Origin of the sequence: Mycobacterium sp. ENV421 (assembly GCF_002887815.1) — a bacterium.
Taxonomy (GTDB): Bacteria; Actinomycetota; Actinomycetes; order Mycobacteriales; family Mycobacteriaceae; genus Mycobacterium.
Genome location: NZ_PDHO01000023.1, coordinates 42,425 through 60,294 on the forward strand (window position 1 = coordinate 42,425; position 17,870 = coordinate 60,294).

21 protein-coding genes and 1 pseudogene are annotated in these 17,870 nt (G+C 66.6%); 13 read left to right on the forward strand and 9 right to left on the reverse strand.

The features are described from left to right. Position 1: 1 nt before the first annotated feature. From CRM90_RS22255 to CRM90_RS22275, 6 genes and pseudogenes are all read right to left on the reverse strand, one after another. A complete protein-coding gene (locus CRM90_RS22255) occupies positions 2-751 on the reverse strand; it encodes an SDR family oxidoreductase (protein ID WP_102809105.1) in 750 nt (249 codons plus the stop codon). Positions 752-764: 13 nt separating this feature from the next. Beyond that, positions 765-1,232 (reverse strand): zinc finger domain-containing protein, encoded by a 468-nt coding sequence (locus tag CRM90_RS31045; protein ID WP_233209459.1) that lies wholly within the window; start codon positions 1,230-1,232, stop codon positions 765-767. Between the two features lie 153 nt (positions 1,233-1,385). Beyond that, positions 1,386-1,628, reverse strand: a pseudogene (locus CRM90_RS31050) (DNA-formamidopyrimidine glycosylase family protein); the annotation flags it as partial. A gap of 9 nt (positions 1,629-1,637) precedes the next feature. Beyond that, positions 1,638-2,030: a phage holin family protein gene (locus tag CRM90_RS22265; RefSeq protein WP_102809107.1), complete on the reverse strand. Its 393-nt coding sequence runs from the start codon at positions 2,028-2,030 to the stop codon at positions 1,638-1,640. A 33-nt stretch (positions 2,031-2,063) separates the two neighbouring features. Continuing rightward, positions 2,064-2,798 carry a precorrin-6A synthase (deacetylating) gene (gene cobF, locus CRM90_RS22270; RefSeq protein ID WP_102809108.1) on the reverse strand — a complete coding sequence of 245 codons (735 nt, stop codon included), beginning with the start codon at positions 2,796-2,798 and terminating at the stop codon, positions 2,064-2,066. A 9-nt stretch (positions 2,799-2,807) separates the two neighbouring features. Beyond that, a complete protein-coding gene (locus tag CRM90_RS22275) occupies positions 2,808-3,971 on the reverse strand; it encodes an MFS transporter (protein WP_102809109.1) in 1,164 nt (387 codons plus the stop codon). Between the two features lie 41 nt (positions 3,972-4,012). On the opposite strand from CRM90_RS22275, the gene CRM90_RS22280 reads away from it, so the two are divergent. Then, on the forward strand, positions 4,013-4,471 hold the full coding sequence (locus CRM90_RS22280) for a DUF2231 domain-containing protein (RefSeq protein ID WP_102809110.1): 459 nt from the start codon (positions 4,013-4,015) through the stop codon (positions 4,469-4,471). Positions 4,472-4,483: 12 nt separating this feature from the next. Here CRM90_RS22280 and CRM90_RS22285 read toward each other — a convergent pair whose 3' ends face one another. Further along, positions 4,484-4,861, reverse strand: a complete 378-nt coding sequence (locus CRM90_RS22285) for a hypothetical protein (protein WP_102809111.1) — start codon at positions 4,859-4,861, stop codon at positions 4,484-4,486. A gap of 125 nt (positions 4,862-4,986) precedes the next feature. On the opposite strand from CRM90_RS22285, the gene CRM90_RS22290 reads away from it, so the two are divergent. Next, positions 4,987-5,859 (forward strand): LLM class flavin-dependent oxidoreductase, encoded by an 873-nt coding sequence (locus tag CRM90_RS22290; RefSeq protein ID WP_102809112.1) that lies wholly within the window; start codon positions 4,987-4,989, stop codon positions 5,857-5,859. Here CRM90_RS22290 and CRM90_RS22295 read toward each other — a convergent pair. After that, complete coding sequence (locus tag CRM90_RS22295; RefSeq protein WP_102809113.1) at positions 5,856-6,656, reverse strand: enoyl-CoA hydratase/isomerase family protein; 801 nt, start codon at positions 6,654-6,656, stop codon at positions 5,856-5,858. The two genes, CRM90_RS22290 and CRM90_RS22295, sit on opposite strands and share 4 nt — an antisense overlap. Before the next feature lie 44 nt (positions 6,657-6,700). On the opposite strand from CRM90_RS22295, the gene CRM90_RS22300 reads away from it, so the two are divergent. The 5 genes from CRM90_RS22300 to CRM90_RS22320 all read left to right on the forward strand — a co-directional run bounded on the left by CRM90_RS22300 (position 6,701) and on the right by CRM90_RS22320 (position 11,656). Then, a complete protein-coding gene (locus tag CRM90_RS22300) occupies positions 6,701-7,129 on the forward strand; it encodes a type II toxin-antitoxin system Rv0910 family toxin (protein ID WP_102809114.1) in 429 nt (142 codons plus the stop codon). Positions 7,130-7,244: 115 nt separating this feature from the next. Then, a complete protein-coding gene (locus CRM90_RS22305) occupies positions 7,245-9,116 on the forward strand; it encodes a propionyl-CoA synthetase (protein ID WP_102809115.1) in 1,872 nt (623 codons plus the stop codon). Further along, entirely contained in the window at positions 9,113-9,739 is a 627-nt protein-coding gene (locus CRM90_RS22310) for a VOC family protein (RefSeq protein WP_102809116.1), read from the forward strand. Before CRM90_RS22305 ends, CRM90_RS22310 begins: the two co-directional genes overlap by 4 nt. Continuing rightward, positions 9,736-10,209 carry a ribonuclease HI gene (gene rnhA / locus CRM90_RS22315; protein WP_102809117.1) on the forward strand — a complete coding sequence of 158 codons (474 nt, stop codon included), beginning with the start codon at positions 9,736-9,738 and terminating at the stop codon, positions 10,207-10,209. Before CRM90_RS22310 ends, rnhA begins: the two co-directional genes overlap by 4 nt. Before the next feature lie 79 nt (positions 10,210-10,288). Continuing rightward, the gene (locus CRM90_RS22320; RefSeq protein ID WP_102809118.1) at positions 10,289-11,656 is read left to right on the forward strand and encodes an HNH endonuclease signature motif containing protein; all 1,368 of its coding nucleotides are present in this window, start codon (positions 10,289-10,291) and stop codon (positions 11,654-11,656) included. Here the strand turns inward: CRM90_RS22320 and CRM90_RS22325 are convergent. Beyond that, positions 11,653-13,941 carry an ATP-dependent DNA ligase gene (locus CRM90_RS22325; RefSeq protein WP_502693302.1) on the reverse strand — a complete coding sequence of 763 codons (2,289 nt, stop codon included), beginning with the start codon at positions 13,939-13,941 and terminating at the stop codon, positions 11,653-11,655. The two genes, CRM90_RS22320 and CRM90_RS22325, sit on opposite strands and share 4 nt — an antisense overlap. A gap of 44 nt (positions 13,942-13,985) precedes the next feature. Here CRM90_RS22325 and CRM90_RS22330 point away from each other — a divergent pair, with 44 nt between their 5' ends. From CRM90_RS22330 to CRM90_RS22355, 6 genes are all read left to right on the forward strand, one after another. After that, positions 13,986-14,201: a hypothetical protein gene (locus CRM90_RS22330; protein WP_102809149.1), complete on the forward strand. Its 216-nt coding sequence runs from the start codon at positions 13,986-13,988 to the stop codon at positions 14,199-14,201. A 36-nt stretch (positions 14,202-14,237) separates the two neighbouring features. After that, complete coding sequence (gene ku, locus CRM90_RS22335) at positions 14,238-15,152, forward strand: non-homologous end joining protein Ku (RefSeq protein WP_102809120.1); 915 nt, start codon at positions 14,238-14,240, stop codon at positions 15,150-15,152. 138 nt (positions 15,153-15,290) lie between these two features. Continuing rightward, entirely contained in the window at positions 15,291-16,082 is a 792-nt protein-coding gene (locus tag CRM90_RS22340; RefSeq protein WP_102809121.1) for an SDR family oxidoreductase, read from the forward strand. A gap of 19 nt (positions 16,083-16,101) precedes the next feature. Further along, positions 16,102-17,175 carry an NAD(P)H-dependent amine dehydrogenase family protein gene (locus CRM90_RS22345; RefSeq protein ID WP_102809122.1) on the forward strand — a complete coding sequence of 358 codons (1,074 nt, stop codon included), beginning with the start codon at positions 16,102-16,104 and terminating at the stop codon, positions 17,173-17,175. Positions 17,176-17,213: 38 nt separating this feature from the next. Then, the gene (locus CRM90_RS30750; RefSeq protein WP_199189998.1) at positions 17,214-17,540 is read left to right on the forward strand and encodes a hypothetical protein; all 327 of its coding nucleotides are present in this window, start codon (positions 17,214-17,216) and stop codon (positions 17,538-17,540) included. A gap of 30 nt (positions 17,541-17,570) precedes the next feature. Continuing rightward, positions 17,571-17,813: a hypothetical protein gene (locus tag CRM90_RS22355; RefSeq protein WP_102809124.1), complete on the forward strand. Its 243-nt coding sequence runs from the start codon at positions 17,571-17,573 to the stop codon at positions 17,811-17,813. The last annotated feature ends 57 nt before the right edge of the window (positions 17,814-17,870 follow it).

Below are 17,870 nucleotides of genomic sequence, written 5' to 3' on the forward strand. Positions count from 1 at the left end.
GCTAGGCGAACAGCTTGGCGAATCGGGTCGGCACGACCTTCATCAGCGCCACCAGCGGAATCCACGGCCACCCGGGCACGATCGCCCGTCCGGGTTCCCGCTCGATGGCGGCGACGATCTGGCGCACGCCGGTGTCGGTGTCGACCATCAGCATCGTGGTTGTCGATTTCGCGGTCATCTCCGACTCGATGTACCCGGGTTCGATGACGGTGACTCTGATTGGGCCAGAGGCATATTCGGCCCGCAGAGATTCACCCAGCGAGCTGAGCCCGGCCTTGCTCGCCGCGTAGGCGGCCTTGACGCCGGGAACCCCGCGGTTGCCCATCACGCTCGACATCAACACCAGATGCCCCGAGCCCGCCGCCCTGAACATCGCCAGCGCCGCTTCGATCTGCACCAGCGCCGACACCAGGTTGGTTTCGATGGTGGCCTTGTTGGCCCACACTTTGCCGGCGCCGAGTGGGGCGCCCTTGCCGATCCCGGCGTTGACGATGACCCGGTCGATGCCGCCGAGCTGATCGGAGAGTTCGGCGAACACGGCGGGCACCCGGTCGTGGTCGTCGACGTCGAGGGCGGCGACGGCAACCGTGATGTCCGGGTGTCGCCCGACCAGTTCGGCCTTCAGCTCGTCGAGGCGGTCCAGACGGCGCGCGCACAACGCCAGATCGCGACCTTTGGCCGCGAACGCCCGGGCCATCCCGGCCCCGAGTCCGGAACTCGCCCCGGTGATGAGGATCTTCTGGCGTCTCACCGGGGCAGCTTATCTACTTGAGCAGCTTCGACATCCGCCGGTCGGCCAGCACCTTGCCCCCGGTCTGACACGTCGGGCAGTACTGAAACGACTTGTCGACGAAGGACACCTCGCGCACGGTGTCACCGCACACCGGGCAGGGCAGCCCGGTACGGGCATGCACCCGCAGTCCGGATCGCTTCTCCCCCTTGAGGGTTGCCGCCTGCTGCCCCACCGAGCGCTGCACGGCGTCGGTCAGCACGGCGATCATCGCGTCGTGCAGGGCGCCGAGTTGTGCGGCGGTGAGCTTGTTGGCCGTCGCGAACGGCGACAGTTTCGCGACGTGCAGGATCTCGTCGCTGTAGGCGTTGCCGATTCCGGCGATCACCTTCTGGTCGGTGATCACCGTCTTGATCCGCCCGGTGTGCGGCTTGAGGATGTCCGCGAGTTGTTCGGGGCCGATCTCCAGCGCGTCGGGGCCCAGCGTTGCGATGCCGGGCACCGCGGCCGGGTCGGCGACGATCCACACCGCGAGTCGCTTCTGGGTGCCTGCCTCGGTCAGGTCGAAACCGGGCGCCTCGCCGGGCGTTCCGAGGTGCACCCGCAGGCCGATCGGGCCCTTACCCGGCTTGAGCGGGGCGGCCGCGAGCTTGTCGCTCCACTTCAGCCAGCCTGCCCTGGACAGATGGGTGATCAGCCACAGCCCACCGGCTTGCATCCCGAGGTACTTGCCCCAGCGGGCCGCGCCCGTCACGGGTTGGCCGTGCAGCGCTGTCGGCGGCGGGTCGAACGTCTTGAGCACCGACAGCGCGGCGACGTCGATGCGCCCGACCGTCCGGCCGACCGCGTGCCGACGCAGGTGGTCGGCCAAGGCCTCGACTTCGGGCAGTTCGGGCATGCGTTCAGGTTAGCGGCGGTCGGCGTCACGCAACGGCAGCGAGAACAGCCATCCCACGATCGACAGCGCGATCGCCGCCCAGATGGCGGTCCACCAGAACTGGTCGATCTGCAGTCCCCAGTGCGTGGTGTGGTCGGTGATCCAGGCAGTAATCCACAACATCAGCGCATTGATCACGACGTGAAACAGCCCGAGTGTGAGGATGTACAGCGGTATCGACAAGATCTGCACGACGGGTTTGATGATCGCGTTCACCACGCCGAAGACGATCGCGACGACCAGAATGATGCCGGCCCGCTGCAGCGTGGTGTCACCGCCCACGAAGCTGATGCCGGGCACGATCAGCGTCACAACCCACAGCGCAAGCCCGGTCACCGCGGCGCGGAGGAGAAACGATCCCATGCGGGGATTCTCCCAGAAGCCGGGCAATCCGGACTACGCCCGCAAGAGATAGATGTCCATGATCCAGCCGTGTTGCGCGCGGGCCTCGGCGCGCAGCGCGGCGATGCGCTCGCCCACATCGCCAACGGTGCCCGACATCAACAGTTCGTCTGCGGTACCGAGGTAGGCGCCCCACCACATCCGGGTCTGCGGCGGGCAGCCGAGGAATGCGCAGTCGCCGTCGAGCATCACCACCGCCGAGCCGCTCAGGCCGGTCTTGCGCAGTTGCCGCCCGGTGGTGATCAACACGGGTTCACCCACGTCGTTGAGTGGGATCCGATGCCGCGCGGTCAGCGCCTGGATCGCGGTGATGCCGGGGACGACGTCGTAGTCGAATTCGATGTGTCTGGCGACCTCGTCGAGGATCCGCAGGGTGCTGTCGTAGAGCGACGGGTCCCCCCACGCCAGGAAGGCGCCGACGCCGTCGGGCCCGAGTTCGGTGTCGATGGCCCGGGCCCACAGCTCGGCGCGGGCGGAATGCCAGTCGGCGACGGCCTGGGTGTAGTCGCCGCCGGCCGCGCGTTTCGGGTCGGGCAGTTCGACGAAACGGTAGCCCGGCCCGTCGATGAACCGGGCACAGATCTCGCGGCGCAGGGCGACGAGGTCGCTCTTCGCCTCGCCTTTGTCCATCGCGAAGAACACGTCGGTGTCGTTGAGCGCGCGGATCGCCTGCGCTGTCACGTAGTCGGGGTCGCCGGCTCCGACACCGATGACGTGGATGGTGCGCACCGGGGCAGCCTAACGAAAGCGCCGCACTGCCAGCGGCACCAGCAGCACAGTCGCAAAGCAGGCGCCGACCGCGCCCGAGATCAGCAGGGGCAGCCGGCCGTCGCCGCCCCACAGGAACCCCGCCCACAGCCCCGCGGCCAGCACCGCGAATCCGGTGGCGCCCTGAAACACCCCCTGTGCGCTGCCCTGCCGGTCCCCACCGACGAGCGAGGAGATCCAGGCCTTGCCGACGCCGTCGGTGCATGCGGTGAACATCCCGTACGACGCGATCAGCAGCCACGCCGCAGTGGAATTGGTGGTCAACCCCAGCCCGATGTAGCCGACGGCGAAGAAGACCAGCCCGAAACCGAACACCGCCGAACGCGGCAACCGGTCGGCCAGCACGCCCGCCGGGAAGCTTCCGAGCGCGTAGACCAGGTTGTAGCCGACATAGGCAAGGATTACCTGCACTACCCCGAAGCCGATCTCGTTGAGCCGCAACAGCAGTAATGCGTCGGGGAAGTTGACCACGCCAAAACCGACCAGCAGCGCGGTGACCCGCCAGTACCTGCGCGGCAGTTCCCGCAACCCCGCAAAGATCGGCGGCCGTGCGACTCGGGGCTCGGCGCGCCGGGGTTCGCGGACCAGCAGGACCAACAGCACGGACAGCACCGCGGGCACGATCGCGATGTACAGCAGCGGGGCGATGTGATGATCGAGTAGCTCGTAGCCCGCCAGCCCGAGCAGCGGCCCGACCACCGCACCCAGGGTGTCCATCGCGCGATGAAAGCCGAACACCCTGCCGCGCAATGGTTTATCGATTCCGTCGACCAGGAGCGCATCCCGCGGCGCTCCTCGGATCCCTTTACCGAGCCGGTCGACGACACGGCCGGCGAGCACGCCGGGCCAGGCCCCGGCGACGGCGATGATCACCTTGCCGAGCGCGGCCATCCCGTATCCCGTTGCGATCAAAGGCCGTTTGGCGAACCGGTCACCGAGCGGTCCCACCGCGAGCTTGGTCATCGACGCGGCGCCCTCCGCGGCACCCTCGATGGCACCCACGACCGAAGGCGGCGCGCCCAGCACCGCGGTCAGATAGATCGGGAGCAGCGGATAGAGCAGTTCGCTCGCGGCGTCCTGCAGAAACGACACCGCCGAGAGCACCCGCACATTGCGGGTCAGCCACGCAGTCATTACGGCCGATTATGTACCACCCGCACAGTAGTATTCGCCCCGTGTCGACGTTCAACGGCTTGCCCGCTCACGTCCTGTTTGTCCATTTCATCGTGGTTCTCGCGCCGCTCACCGCGGTCTTGGCCATCCTGTGCGCGGTGTGGCCCGCGGCCCGGCAACGCCTGGTGTGGCTGGTGCTCGCGTTGTCGCTGATCGTCACGGTGTTGACCCCGTTGACCACCGAGGCCGGCGAGTGGCTCGAGCACCAGGTCGGCCGGTCGCCCCTTGTGCACACTCACGCCGAGATGGGCGACACGATGATCTTCTTCTCGCTGGCGCTGTTGGTCGCGGCGGTGCTGTTGGCGGTCGTGCATGTCAGCGCCGCCCGTGGCCGGTCGCTGTCGACGGTCTTCACAGCCGGCATCGCGGTGTTCGTGGTGGTGGTCGGTGTCGCGACGATCGTGCAGGTCTACCGCATCGGCGACTCGGGGGCGCAGGCCACCTGGAGCCAAAGAGCCTGACTCACCGGGATTTCAGCGGCGCCCGACACCGGTCAGCCGTGCAGGGTCGCCGATGATCCGCTGCAGCGCCTCCGGCGGCAGCGCCGTCAGGGACACCTGGGCGCCTTCGGTCTCCGCCGAGCACGATCGACCCGGACGCGCCGCGAGCGCCACGTCACCAGCGGTGCATCGCTCACCCCGGGCTGCAGAGCCGATCCGCACTGCGCCTGCCTTCACCTCGGCCACGAGATAGCAGGGCCACTGGTCGGTGTCGAAGTGCAGGACTCCCGGAAACTCTGCCTCGGCGACGCTGACGTGGTCGATCTCCAACCGCGCTATCCGGATCGGACGAACGCTTGAGCCACCAAGACGGTAACCGCAGTTCGCGGGGTGCACGCTGTGGATGACCATGAATGAGCGTGGGCTCAGCTCGTGGAATCGAGGGTACTCGGAGCAGGCTCGACATCGGCGACGTTGAGCTCCCGACCATCAGGATCTTCGACCACGACAGGTAGAACACGTTCTACTATCGCCGCATGCGATTCACCTACGCCGAGGCGATGATCGATCCGTCCTTCTACATCCCGCTCGCGAAGGCCGTCGAGGCCGCCGGGTACGACGGGATGACGATTCCGGACAGCGTGGCCTATCCGTACGAGTCGGACTCCACCTATCCGTACACCCCGGACGGCAACCGGGAGTTCCTGGACGGCAAGCCGTTCATCGAGACGTTCCTGCTGACCGCGGCCCTGGGTGCGGTCACCGAACGGCTCAAGTTCAACTTCTTCGTGCTCAAACTTCCGATCCGCCCGCCGGCCCTGGTGGCCAAGCAAGCCGGGTCGCTGGCCGCGCTGATCGGAAACCGCGTCGGCCTCGGGGTGGGGACCAGTCCGTGGCCGGAGGACTACGAACTGATGGGGGTGCCGTTCGCCAAGCGGGGCAAGCGGATGGACGAATGCATCGAGATCATCCGTGGCCTCACCAGCGGCGACTACTTCGAGTTCCACGGCGAGTTCTACGACATCCCCAAGACCAAGATGACGCCTGCGCCGTCCGAGCCGCTGCCCATCCTGATCGGCGGGCATGCCGACGCCGCGCTGCGCCGGGCCGCCCGCAATGACGGCTGGATGCACGGTGGCGGCACCGACGATCTCGACGACCTGCTGGTCAAGCTCAACCGGTACCGGCAGGAAGAAGGCACGACCGACCGGCCTTTCGAAATCCACGTGATCTCACTCGACGCCTTCACCGTCGACGGTGTGAAACGCTTGGAGGACAAGGGAATCACCGACGTGATGGTCGGATTCCGGCTGCCCTACACCAAGGGGCCCGACACCGAGCCGCTGGACGACAAGATCCGCAATCTCGAGATGTTCGCCGAGCGAGTGATCGCAAAAGTCAACGGCTAGAGCGCATCCCAGTTCGGGGCCCGCTTCTCCCGGTGCGCCATCGCGGCCTCACGCGGGTTGTTGGTGAACCCGGTCAGGATTTGCGTCCGGTTCTCGATCTCCTTGGCATGCCGCAGACTTGGCGCATCCAGGGCTGCATTCAAGCCGGTCTTCGTCTGCCAGACGCCGAAGGCGTTGTTGGCGGCGATGCTGCGGGCCATCGCCAGTGCCGCGTCGGCGAGTGCGTCGTCGGCGACCACCTCGTGCGCCAGCCCGATCCGGTAGGCCTCGTCGGCGTCGATGATCCGTCCGGTGAGCATCATCTCCCGGGCCGCACCCGCGCCGACGATCTTCGGCAACAGGTAACTGGTGCCCATGTCCAGCGACGAAAACCCGGCCTTGATGAACACCGAACCGAAGCGCGCGGTTTGCGACGCGATCCGGATGTCGCAGTGCAGCGCGTAGGCCAGTCCCCCACCCACGGCCACCCCGTTGACCGCCGCGACCACGGGGATGGGCAGCTCGTAGAGCCGGGTCAGCTGGTCGGCCAGCCGCACCTGGGCGTCGTAGGTCGTCTTGAACTCCGCGGCGGCCGGCTCGGTCCACGGCTTCCCCGTACCGCTGAGGTCGGCGCCCGCGCAGAAACCGCGGCCCGCACCGGTCAGGATCGCAACCCGGTACTTCCACGAACTCAGCTGGTCGAGGGCGTCGTCCACCCCGTCCATCAGCGCACCGTCGATCGCGTTGAGCAGGTTCGGCCGGTTCAGCGTGACCTGAGCAATTCCGTCTTCGAGCTCGTCGAATTCCACCGCAGACATGTGCTGCACGTTAGCGGTGCCGCAGGAGCGGGTACAGGCGCCCCATGGCGACTGTTGACGTATCCGTGCCCTCCGACGTGGCACCGCAGCAGGCCTGGAAGCTGGCCTCGGATCTGAACCGCTTCGGCGAGTGGATGACGATCTTCGCGGGCTGGCGCGGGTCGGTCCCGGAACAGATCGGCGAGGGCACCGAGGTCTCGTCGCTGATCAAGGTCAAGGGGTTCCGCAACACCATTCACTGGCGGGTGACGAAGTACGACGAGCCGCGCACGATCGAGCTGCGCGGCACCGGCTGGCCCGCCGTCCGGATCTGCATCACCATGAACGTGGCCGAAATCGATCAGCGCACCTGCTTTCACCTGATCGCCGACATCTCCGGCGGGGTGCTCAATGGAGCGGTCGGGCGTCTGGTGGCTCGCGTGCTGGAGTCCGATGTACGCAAATCGGTGTCGAATCTGGCCGAGCTGGCCTGACCGCGTACCGCTCGGCGCAGATGCGGGTGCGTTCGGCGACAAACCCCTGACAGGTGAGGCCTGCGTCACCTTGCCGCGCTACCGTGCTTACACCCAATGACGGGAGGAAGCCGGGATGGGCGGGTATCGCCAACTGTTCGACGCCAGCGTGGCTGACGCGGGAGAGTTCTGGGCGCGGGCTGCGAGTGCGGTCACGTGGACTCGCGCGCCGCAGCGCATTCTCGATGACAGCAACCCGCCGTTCTACCGGTGGTTCCCCGACGCCGAGCTGAACACGTGCGCCAACGCACTCGACCGGCACATCGCGGAGCGTGGCGACCAGGCCGCACTGATCTACGATTCCCCGGTCACCGGCAATCAGCGGGTCTACACCTACCGCGAATTGCTGGACGAGACAGCACGATTCGCGGGCGTGCTGCGTAACCTCGGGGTCGGCAAGGGTGACCGCGTGGTGCTCTACATGCCGATGATCCCCGAAGCGGTGATCGCGATGCTGGCGTGCGCCCGCCTGGGTGCGGTGCACTCGGTGGTGTTCGGTGGGTTCGCGGCGCACGAGTTGGCCACCCGGATCGACGACGCAGCGCCCGTCGTGATCGTCTCGGCGTCGTGCGGCGTCGAGCCGACCCGGGTGGTGCAGTACAAGCCGATGCTCGACCACGCGCTGGAGCTTGCGTCGCACAAGCCTGATGCCTGCGTGATCGTGCAGCGGGACAAGCACGCCTGCGATCTGGTCGACGGCCGCGACGTCGACTGGTCCGCCGCGATGGCGGCCGCTGTTCCCGCCGATCCCGTGCCGGTGGCCGCGACCGATCCGTTGTACGTGCTCTACACCTCCGGCACGACGGGCAAGCCCAAGGGGATCGTCCGCGACAACGGCGGCCATGCCGTCGCGCTGCTGTGGAGCATGCGGCACATCTACGACATCGACCCCGGCGACGTGTTCTGGGCGGCCTCCGACGTCGGGTGGGTGGTTGGCCACTCCTACATCGTGTACGGGCCGCTGCTGGCCGGCGCCACGACGGTGCTCTACGAGGGAAAGCCCATCGGCACACCGGATCCCGGCGCGTTCTGGCGGGTGGTGTCCGAGCACGGGGTGAAAGCCTTGTTCACCGCCCCGACCGCGATCCGTGCGATCCGCAAGGAGGATCCGCAGGCCTCGCACGCAGATCGCTACGACCTGTCGTGTCTGAAGTATCTGTTCCAGGCCGGTGAACGGCTGGACCCGGACACCTACGCCTGGGCATCGGCGAAACTCGGTGTGCCCGTTGTCGATCACTGGTGGCAGACCGAGACGGGGTGGGCGATCGCCGCCAATCCGATGGGGGTGGAACATCTTCCACTCAAGGCGGGATCGCCCACGGTACCGATGCCGGGTTACGACGTGCAGATCCTGCGGGTGGACGGCAGCCGGTGCGAGCCGAACGAGGAAGGCGCCATCTGCATCAGCCTGCCGCTTCCGCCGGGAACGCTGCCCACGCTGTGGGGTGACGACGCACGGTACGAGGCGTCGTATCTGTGCGAGCACCCTGGTTATTACCTGACCGGCGACGGCGGCTACCTCGACGAGGACGGCTACCTGTTCGTGATGGGCCGCATCGACGATGTGATCAACGTTGCGGGACACCGGCTGTCGACCGGATCGATCGAAGCGGTGCTGGCCGGGCATCCCGCGGTGGCCGAATGCGCGGTGATCGGGGTGGCCGACGAGATCAAGGGCCAGGTGCCGCGCGGTTTCGTGGTGCTGAAGGCGGGCGCTTCGGCCGACGGGCTGGCCGAGGAGTTGGTGGCCGCGGTCCGCGAGGAGATCGGTGCGGTGGCGTGCTTCCGGTTGGTCGATGTGGTTCCGGCGCTGCCGAAGACACGCTCGGGCAAGATCCTGCGCAAGACGATGCGCGGCATTGCGCACGGCAAGGACGAGCCGGTGCCGTCGACCATTGAAGACCCGGCAGTGCTGGAGACGTTGAAGCCGATCCTTCAGGGGCCATGACCGTCACCATCGATGAGATCCACGTCGGCGACCCCGCCTCAGCGTGGCGGGACGCCGGGTTCAGCGTGGATCCGGACTCGGTCGCCCGAATCGGCGACGTGCGGGTGCGCCTGGCCGGGCAGGGATCCGGCATCGTCGGTTGGTCTTTGCGAGGCCTGCCGGTGGACGGCCACGTCGACGGGATCCCGACGACGTCGTCCGGAACCGATGTTCCCGAGCCGGCCGCACACCCCAACGGCGTGACCGGGATCGACCACGTCGTGCTGTTGTCTCCCAACCTTTCCCGGACCGTCTCGTCGTTGTCGGACATCGGGCTGAAACCACGCCGAGAACGCGACGCCGAACTCGGCGGTCAGCCGATGCGGCAGATCTTCTTCCGGCTGGGGCCGGTCATCCTGGAGGTCGTCGGCTCACCCGGTGCGACCGCCGGCGGTCCGTCGTCGTTGTGGGGCGTCACGTACGTCGTCACGGACATCGACGCGGCGGCGGCGTTCTTCGGCGACCGCGCGCTGCGAGTGAAAGATGCCGTGCAGCCGGGTCGCCGGATCACCACCCTGAAGCATCGCGATCTGGGCATGTCGGTGCGCACCGCGATGATCTCGCCGCCTATTCTCGGCGCATGAGCTCGGAGGTCAGCGAGACGGTTGTCATCCACACCGACGGCGGCTGCCGGCCCAACCCCGGCCCCGGCGGCTGGGGTGCGGTGCTGCGCATGCGCGAACACGTCCGCGAGATGTGCGGCGGCGAGCCCGGCGCGACGAGCAACAACCGGATGGAGCTGACCGCGCCGATCATGGCGCTGGAGGCCCTGACCCGGCCGGTGTCGGTTCACCTCTACACCGACAGCACGTACGTCCGCAACGGCATCACCAAGTGGGTGCTCGGCTGGGAGCGCAACGGCTGGATGACGGCGGCGAAGCAGCCGGTGAAGAACGTCGACCTGTGGCAGCGGCTGCAGGTCGCCTGTTCGCAGCACCGAGTCGAATGGTTCTGGGTGAAAGGCCATTCCGGCGTCGCCGACAACGAGCTGGCGGACCAGTTGGCGACGCGGGGCTTGGAAGAGGCGGTCGCTGCGGCGGCGTTGGCGATCTAGTTATCAACACTCTCTGGTTCATCCCCAGATCGACGTGAGCCCCGATTTTCTGTCGGCGCGCCGGAGTAGGCTTTCGAACATGAGTTCGATCGATGTGGTATTGGAGGCTCTCGACGATGCTGTCGGGGCCTTGGCCGCGATCGATCTCGATGTCTTGTCGCCGCCGGAGCGATTTGTGGTCATGGAGCGACTGGAGACCGCACGGCGTCGTCAGGTGGCGGTGTCGTATGCGCTGGTGAGCAAGTTGGAGCGGTTCGAGGGCTGCCCGAAGATCGATATCACGTTGGCGGATGTGTTACGGGTCAGTCCTACCGAGTCGCGCCGCCGCATCCGCGATGCTGCGCAGTTGGCGCCTCGCTGGACCCTGACCGGCGACCCGTTGCCGCCGGTGCTGCCGCAGACCGCGCAGGCCTGGGCAGCGGGTGAACTCGACGGTGAGCATCTGCAGGTGATCCAGAAGTTCTTCCGCCAGCTGCCGAGCCACGTGCCGCCGACTGTGGTCGAAGCAGCGGAAAAGTCGCTAGCCCAGAAGGCGGCAGTGCTGCGGCCCGATCAGTTGGAGAGCGTTGCCGAACGCCTTGCCCTGCACCTGAATCCCGATGGCCTGTTCTCCGACGAAGACCGTGCACGGCAACGCAGCTTCACCTGGAGCCGCCGACAACGCACCGACGGCATGAGTGAAGGCAAGCTGGTCGCCGACCCCGAAACACGGGCATTGATCGACGCCGCGTTCGCCAAGTTCGCCGCACCGGGCATGTGCAACCCGGCCGACGAGACCCCCACCGTGCTCGACGAGCCCACCGACTACGCACGGCAACGGGATTCCCGCACCCGGGGCCAGCGCCAACACGACGCGCTCAAAGCAATGATGCGCGGACAGCTCGGGGATCCGAGACTCGGTCAGCACAAAGGTCTTCCTGTCACTGTGATCGCCACCGCCACCATCCAGGACCTGCAAGCCCAAAGTGGACACGCGATCACCGCTGGAGGCACGCTGCTGCCAATCCCAGACCTAATCCGGATGGCCAGCCACGCCTACCATTATCTGGCTCTGTTCGACGGTGTCGATGGCCGCGCGCTGTGGCTCGGCCGCACCAAACGGATCGCCACGGCAGACCAGCGAATCATGTTGCACGCCAAGTATCGCGGCTGCAGCAGACCGGGCTGCGACGCACCCGGCTACCACAGCGATGTCCATCACGCCGCCCAAGACTGGAAGACCGGCGGCAATACCGACATCGATGACCTCACGCTGGCTTGCCCACCCGACAACGAACTCGTCGAATCCGGCGGCTGGACCACCCGGCAACTGCCCAACGGCGACACCGAATGGATACCGCCACCGGGACTTCCGATGCTGCGCGGCGGTGTCAACGACTTCCACCACCCCGAGCGACTGTTGGGGGACGACCGGCCGCCCGACGGGGCGGACGACGACGCGGCCTAACTCGGCGACTCGAGCTCCACGTCGCCCGGTTCCTTGTCGGGCCGCAGTCCACGCCAGCTCGGGTGACGCAGCCGGCCGTCGGACGTCCACTCGCCGAAGCGCACCTCACCGACCAGCTCGGGACGCACATAGGTCACACCCTTGGCGTCCAATCTGGGAAGTGCTGTGGCGAAGGGTGATTCGTCGGTGTGCAGCGGCGCCAGAATCTTCTTCAGGCGCGCCAGCTCCTTGTCCGAGAACCCGGTGCCCACCCGGCCGATGAACCGCAATCCACCGTCGTCGGGGATGCCCAACAGCAGTGCCCCGATACCGCTGGAGCGTCCGCCGTTGCCCTCGCGCCACCCGCCGATCACGGCCTCCTGCGTGTTCCAGTTCTTGTCCTTGATCCACGCCGCCGACCGACGGCCCGGCTGATACGTCGAATCCCACTTTTTGGCGACCACACCCTCCCACTTCTTCTTGCGGGAGAACTCCAGCGCCTGCGGACCGTCACCGTCGAGCAACGGCGGCACGCTGAGACCCGTTCCCTCGGCGAAGGTTTCGAGTATCTTGCGACGATCGCGATATTTGGCCTTCAGCAGTGAGCGCCCGTCGAGCCGCAGAATGTCGAACGCCCAGAACTCGATCCGGGTGGCGCGCACCCGGTTCTGCATCTCGCCGAAGTTCGGCACCCCGTCGGCGTCCAGCGCCACCACCTCGCCGTCGAGGATCACGTCGTGATCGGCGAGATCCTTGGCCAGCGAGCGCAGTTGCGGATAGTCGGCGGTCAGGTCGCGTCCGCTACGCGATTGCGCCCGTAGCTGTCCGTCGGCGATCTCGACCAGCAACCGATACCCGTCGAACTTGCCCTCGAATGCGTACTGGGCGGCGGTCAGCTTCTCCACCGACCCCAGCGTGGCAAGCATCGGCGAGTAGTCCTGCAACCGCGGTGCCGGCTGTTCTTTCATCCGGTGCGCCAGCCATTGGTCGCCCTTGGTCTGAATCAGGGCGTAGCGTCCCGAGATTCGTTGGCCGTGTAGGTCGACGATCACCTCGCCGCCCTTCTCCGCGCCGGAGTCCCGGAACTTCTCGGCCTCATACGTCCCGGAATCCCAGATGATCACCTTGCCGCCGCCGTACTCGCCTTTCGGAATGTCACCCTCGAACGTCCCGTACTCCAGCGGGTGATCCTCGGTGTGCACGGCGAGGTGATTGACGGCCGGGGTGTCCGGCAGATTCTTCGGCACCGCCCACGACACCAGTACACCGTCGTGCTCCAACCGGAAGTCGTAGTGCAGCCGCCGCGCATGGTGTTCCTGGATGACGAATGTGTTGTTCTGCCCGACCGCAGGCGTCGCTTTGGGCACCGGCTCCGGTGTCTTCGTCGCATCGCGCATGCTGCGATACGTGGTCAGCCGGTCATGTTTGGGCATGTCGTCGTCCAGCCCGGCCAGCAGGTCGCCCTGCTCGGCGACCCGCGCCAGCACCTCGTGATACTCCAGGTGCCGCAGCGCGGGATCGCCGATCTCATCCCACGTCCGAGGGGCGGCCACCGTCGGAGTATCCCGGCCGCGAAGCGAATACGGCGCGATCGTGGTCTTGGAGCCGTTGTTCTGGCTCCAGTCCAGGAAGATCTTGCCGGCCCGCAGACTCTTCGTCATTGTCGCGGTGACGAGCTTGGGCATGCTCTTCTCGAGCTGTTCGGCCACCCGGCGCGCCACCACGACCGCCCCGCTGCTGCTGACCGGATCGGCAAGCGGGGCATACAGATGCAGCCCCTTGCTGCCGCTGGTGAGTGGGTAGACCGTCAACCCGATGTCGTCCATCAGCTCGCGCACGGCGTTGGCCACCTCGCACAGCTGCGGCATGGTCACGCCTTCGCCCGGGTCGAGATCGAACACCAAACGTGTTGCCGGACCTATCTTTCCGTCCGCAGTGAATCGCCATTGCGGCACATGGACTTCCAGCGACGCCTGCTGCGCAATCCACGCCAGCCCCGTCGCAGTCTCGATGATCGGGTAGGTGGTCTTGCCGGACCGGTGCTCCACGGTCGCGCGCTCGAGCCATCCCGGCGCCGAACTGGCCAGCTGCTTTTCGAAGAATGCGGGTTCGTCGACGCCGTTGGGCCAGCGTTTCCGGGTGACGGCCCGGCCCGCGGTGTGCGGCAGCATCACGTCGGCGATGGTCGTGTAATAGGCGAACACGTCGGCCTTGGTGGTGCCGGTGGCCGGGTAGAGCACCTTGTCGGCGTTGGTGAGCACCACGCGCGGTCCTCGCGTCGCCCCCGGCGGCCACACGTCATTCACCATCCCACGGTATTACCCGCTGTTACCGTGGACTAGTGATCAAAATGCTGGCTGCCGCTCTTCTGGTGCTGCCCGCGTTGATCGGTGCTCCGCAGGCGGCCGCCGATCCGGAGGATCACGTGCCGTACTGCTCGGGTGATCAGACCCCGATGAACAACAACTGCCAGTACGCCCCCGAGCAGGGATACATGAGCGGTGCGCCGGGCGCGAACCCCGATACCCCGCTCGGGCTGACGCCGCTGGACGAACCCGCCATCTAGCCTCGGTATCGGCGATCGGCCCGGCATACTGGACAGATGCGTTCCATCTGGAAAGGCTCGATCGCATTCGGTCTGGTGAACGTCCCTGTCAAGGTGTACAGCGCCACCGAAGACCACGATCTGAAGTTCCATCAGGTGCACGCCAAGGACAACGGCCGCATCCGCTACAAGCGCGTCTGCGAAGTGTGCGGTGAGGTCGTCGAGTACCGCGACATCGCCAAGGCCTTCGAATCCGACGACGGCCAGACCGTGGTGATCACCGACGAGGACATCGCCACACTGCCCGAGGAACGCAGCCACGAGATCGAAGTGGTGGAGTTCGTGCCCGCCAGTGAGATCGACCCACTGATGTACGACCGCAGTTATTTCCTGGAGCCCGACGGGAAATCGTCGAAGTCCTATGTGCTGCTGGCCAAAACGCTTGCCGATACCGACCGGGTCGCCATCGTGCATTTCGCGTTGCGCAGCAAGACGCGGCTGGCGGCACTGCGGGTCAAGGATTTCTCCAAGCGCGACGTGATGGTCATCCACACGCTGCTCTGGCCCGACGAGATCCGCGACCCCGACTTCCCGGTGCTCGACAAGGAGGTCGAGATCAAACCGGCCGAATTGAAGATGGCCGGCCAGGTCGTCGAGTCGATGGCCGACGACTTCCGCCCCGACGAGTTCCGCGACACCTATCAGGAGCAGCTTCGGGAACTCGTCACCGCCAAGCTCGAAGGTGGAGAGGCGTTCACCACCGAGGACCAGCCCGCCGAACTCGACGAGACGGAGGACGTCTCCGATCTGCTGGCCAAGCTGGAGGCCAGCGTCAAACGTCGCCGCGGTGGGTCCGGTGACGACGACGGCGGCGACGACGGCCAGGCCAAGAAGGCTCCCGCGAAGAAAGCACCCGCCAAGAAAACCGCCGCGAAGAAGGCGCCCGCCAAGAAAGCCGCCAAGAAGTCCTGAGCCGTTCGGGATGTGAATTTTCTGCCGATTCTTCGAACTCGGCACCAAAGTAGAACGTGTTTCAGTTACGTTCCGAAAGGAGCGTCATCAACCGAAGCGGTCTTGTTACGGTGTTCGCCGACAAGGGAAGAGAGACACGTGATACTCGACAAGTTCAGACTTGACGGTCAAGTTGCAGTGGTCACCGGCGCGGGCCGCGGCCTGGGGGCGGCAATCGCCATCGCATTCGCCGAAGTCGGCGCCGACGTCGTCATCGGCTCGCGCACCCAGTCCGAATTGGAGTCGGTGGCCAAGCAGATCGAGGCAGTGGGCCGCCGCGCCCACATCGTCGTCGGCGACCTCTCGCACCCCGAGACCACCGGCGAGTTGGCCGGCAAGGCCGTCGAGGCGTTCGGCAAGCTCGACATCGTCGTCAACAACGTCGGCGGCACCATGCCCAACGCGCTACTCAACACCAGCGTCAAGGACATGAAGGACGCGTTCACGTTCAATGTCCTCACCGCGCACGCCCTCACGCTGGCCGCCGTGCCGCTGATGATCGAGCACTCCGGCGGCGGCAACATCATCAACATCACCTCGACGATGGGCCGGCTGGCCGGGCGCGGATTCGCCGCCTACAGCACGGCCAAGGCCGCCCTCGCGCACTACACCCGGCTCACGTCGCTGGACCTGTCCCCGAAGATCCGGGTCAACGCGATCGCGCCGGGCTCGATCCTGACGTCGGCGCTGGAGATCGTCGCCTCCAACGACGCACTGCGCGACCCGATGGAGAAAGCGACGCCGATGAAACGGCTCGGCGATCCGCTCGACATCGCCGCGGCCGCGGTCTATCTCGCGTCGCCGGCCGCCAGTTATCTGACCGGCAAGATGATCGAGGTCGACGGTGGCCTCATCGTGCCGAACCTCGACCTTCCCATTCCAGACCTGTAGATCCGACCTGAGGAGCACCATGCCCATTCGCGTCGCACAAGTCGGCACCGGCAATGTCGGTATCCACGCGCTCAAAGGATTGATCAGCAACCCGGAGTTCGAACTCACCGGGGTCTGGGTTTCCTCGGACTCCAAGGCCGGCAAGGACGCCGCCGAACTGGCCGGGCTCTCCCAGGCCACCGGCGTCGCCGCCACCACCGATCTCGACGAGATCCTGGCCGCCAAGCCCGATTGTGTGGTCTACAACGCGCTGGCCGACAACCGGCTGCCCGAGGCGCTCGAGGACTACCGTCGCATCCTGGCGGCCGGCGTCAACGTGGTCGGCAGCGGCCCGGTGTTCCTGCAGTGGCCGTGGGAGGTGATTCCCGAGGAGATGATCAAGCCGCTGGAAGATGCTGCCCAGCAAGGCAATTCGAGCCTGTTCGTCAACGGCATCGACCCCGGCTTCGCCAACGATCTACTGCCGCTGGCGCTGGCAGGCACCTGCCAGCGCATCGAGCAGATCCGGTGCATGGAGATCCTCGACTACGCCACCTACGACAGCGCCACCGTGATGTTCGACGTGATGGGCTTCGGCAAGCCGCTCGACGACATCCCGATGCTGCTGCAGCCCGGCGTGCTGAGCCTGGCCTGGGGTTCGGTGATCCGCCAGATCGCTGCCGGGCTCGGACTCGAACTGGACGGCATCGAGGACATGTATGTCCGCGAGCCCGCACCGGAGGACATCGAGATCGCGGCAGGCACGATCGCGAAAGGCACCGCGGCGGGACTGCGCTTCGAGGTGATCGGCTTGGTCGGCGGCGCTCCGGTGATCGTCGTCGAACACGTCACCCGACTGCGCGAGGACCTGTATCCGGAGTGGCCGCAGCCGGCTCAGCCCGGCGGCAACTACCGCATCGAGATCACCGGCGAACCGTCGTATGCGGTGGACGTGTGTCTGGGATCGCCGAACGGCGATCACAACCACGCCGGACTGGTGGCCACCGCCATGCGACTCGTCAACGCCATTCCCGCAGTGGTGGCCGCACCGGCAGGCATTCGGACCACGATCGACTTGCCGCTCGTCACTGGCAAAGGGCTGTACGCTCCCTAGGTAGGGAAAATGCCACGAAGGGTCAGGAGGAGATGTCCATGCGGCAAAGGCTCCGCTATGTGTTTCCGATCATCATCGCGGCCGGAGCGGCCGCCGGTGCGCTCGCGCCGGTGGCGGTCGCCGACACGACGCTGATCAACCCGACGCTCCCCACCTGTGTCGACACCGGCGGCAGCACCGTCATCGGCGGCCAGAACACGGAGTGCGCCACGCCCGGCAACGTCGAGCTCAACTCCACCCCGGAAGTTCCGGAGGATTTCGCCTACCCCTGGGGTGACGAGTTCTACGGTCCCGCACTGATCTTCGGTGGCCCCGGCCCCGCCGACAACGGCGGCGGCGGAGGCCACGGCGGCGGAGGCCGCTGACTTCGAAGCACGGCCACGAAGGAGGCCACCATGCGAACCAAGATCATTCTTGGCGCTCCCCTACTGATTGCGGTCGCGAGCGTGGTGCTGGCCGTCCCGGCGGCTGCCCGCCCGGCACAGTGCACCGACACCGGCCCGAGCACGACGGTCTGCGAGACGCCGGGCCATGCCGCGATTGTCACCTCGCCCAACCCGGCCCTGCAGAACCCGCTGGCCGGCTGGGGCTACGGCGGCTTCGGTATCGGGCTGGGCGGGATTTTCATCGGTCTGTGACCGAACTTTTCGGTTACCCTAACTTTTCAGTTTGAGTGACCGGAGAGAAAGCTCGGC

Bases quoted from the DNA above. Each gene is read 5' to 3' on its own strand.
- CRM90_RS22265 (WP_102809107.1), bottom strand. From the start codon at position 2,030: ATGGGATCGTTTCTCCTCCGCGCCGCGGTGACCGGGCTTGCGCTGTGG.
- CRM90_RS22275 (WP_102809109.1), bottom strand. From the start codon at position 3,971: ATGACTGCGTGGCTGACCCGCAATGTGCGGGTGCTCTCGGCGGTGTCG.
- CRM90_RS22285 (WP_102809111.1), bottom strand. From the start codon at position 4,861: ATGGTCATCCACAGCGTGCACCCCGCGAACTGCGGTTACCGTCTTGGT.
- CRM90_RS22290 (WP_102809112.1), top strand. From the start codon at position 4,987: ATGCGATTCACCTACGCCGAGGCGATGATCGATCCGTCCTTCTACATC.
- CRM90_RS22295 (WP_102809113.1), bottom strand. From the start codon at position 6,656: ATGTCTGCGGTGGAATTCGACGAGCTCGAAGACGGAATTGCTCAGGTC.
- CRM90_RS22300 (WP_102809114.1), top strand. From the start codon at position 6,701: ATGGCGACTGTTGACGTATCCGTGCCCTCCGACGTGGCACCGCAGCAG.
- CRM90_RS22305 (WP_102809115.1), top strand. From the start codon at position 7,245: ATGGGCGGGTATCGCCAACTGTTCGACGCCAGCGTGGCTGACGCGGGA.
- CRM90_RS22310 (WP_102809116.1), top strand. From the start codon at position 9,113: ATGACCGTCACCATCGATGAGATCCACGTCGGCGACCCCGCCTCAGCG.
- rnhA (WP_102809117.1), top strand. From the start codon at position 9,736: ATGAGCTCGGAGGTCAGCGAGACGGTTGTCATCCACACCGACGGCGGC.
- CRM90_RS22320 (WP_102809118.1), top strand. From the start codon at position 10,289: ATGAGTTCGATCGATGTGGTATTGGAGGCTCTCGACGATGCTGTCGGG.
- CRM90_RS22330 (WP_102809149.1), top strand. From the start codon at position 13,986: ATGCTGGCTGCCGCTCTTCTGGTGCTGCCCGCGTTGATCGGTGCTCCG.
- ku (WP_102809120.1), top strand. From the start codon at position 14,238: ATGCGTTCCATCTGGAAAGGCTCGATCGCATTCGGTCTGGTGAACGTC.
- CRM90_RS22345 (WP_102809122.1), top strand. From the start codon at position 16,102: ATGCCCATTCGCGTCGCACAAGTCGGCACCGGCAATGTCGGTATCCAC.
- CRM90_RS30750 (WP_199189998.1), top strand. From the start codon at position 17,214: ATGCGGCAAAGGCTCCGCTATGTGTTTCCGATCATCATCGCGGCCGGA.
- CRM90_RS22355 (WP_102809124.1), top strand. From the start codon at position 17,571: ATGCGAACCAAGATCATTCTTGGCGCTCCCCTACTGATTGCGGTCGCG.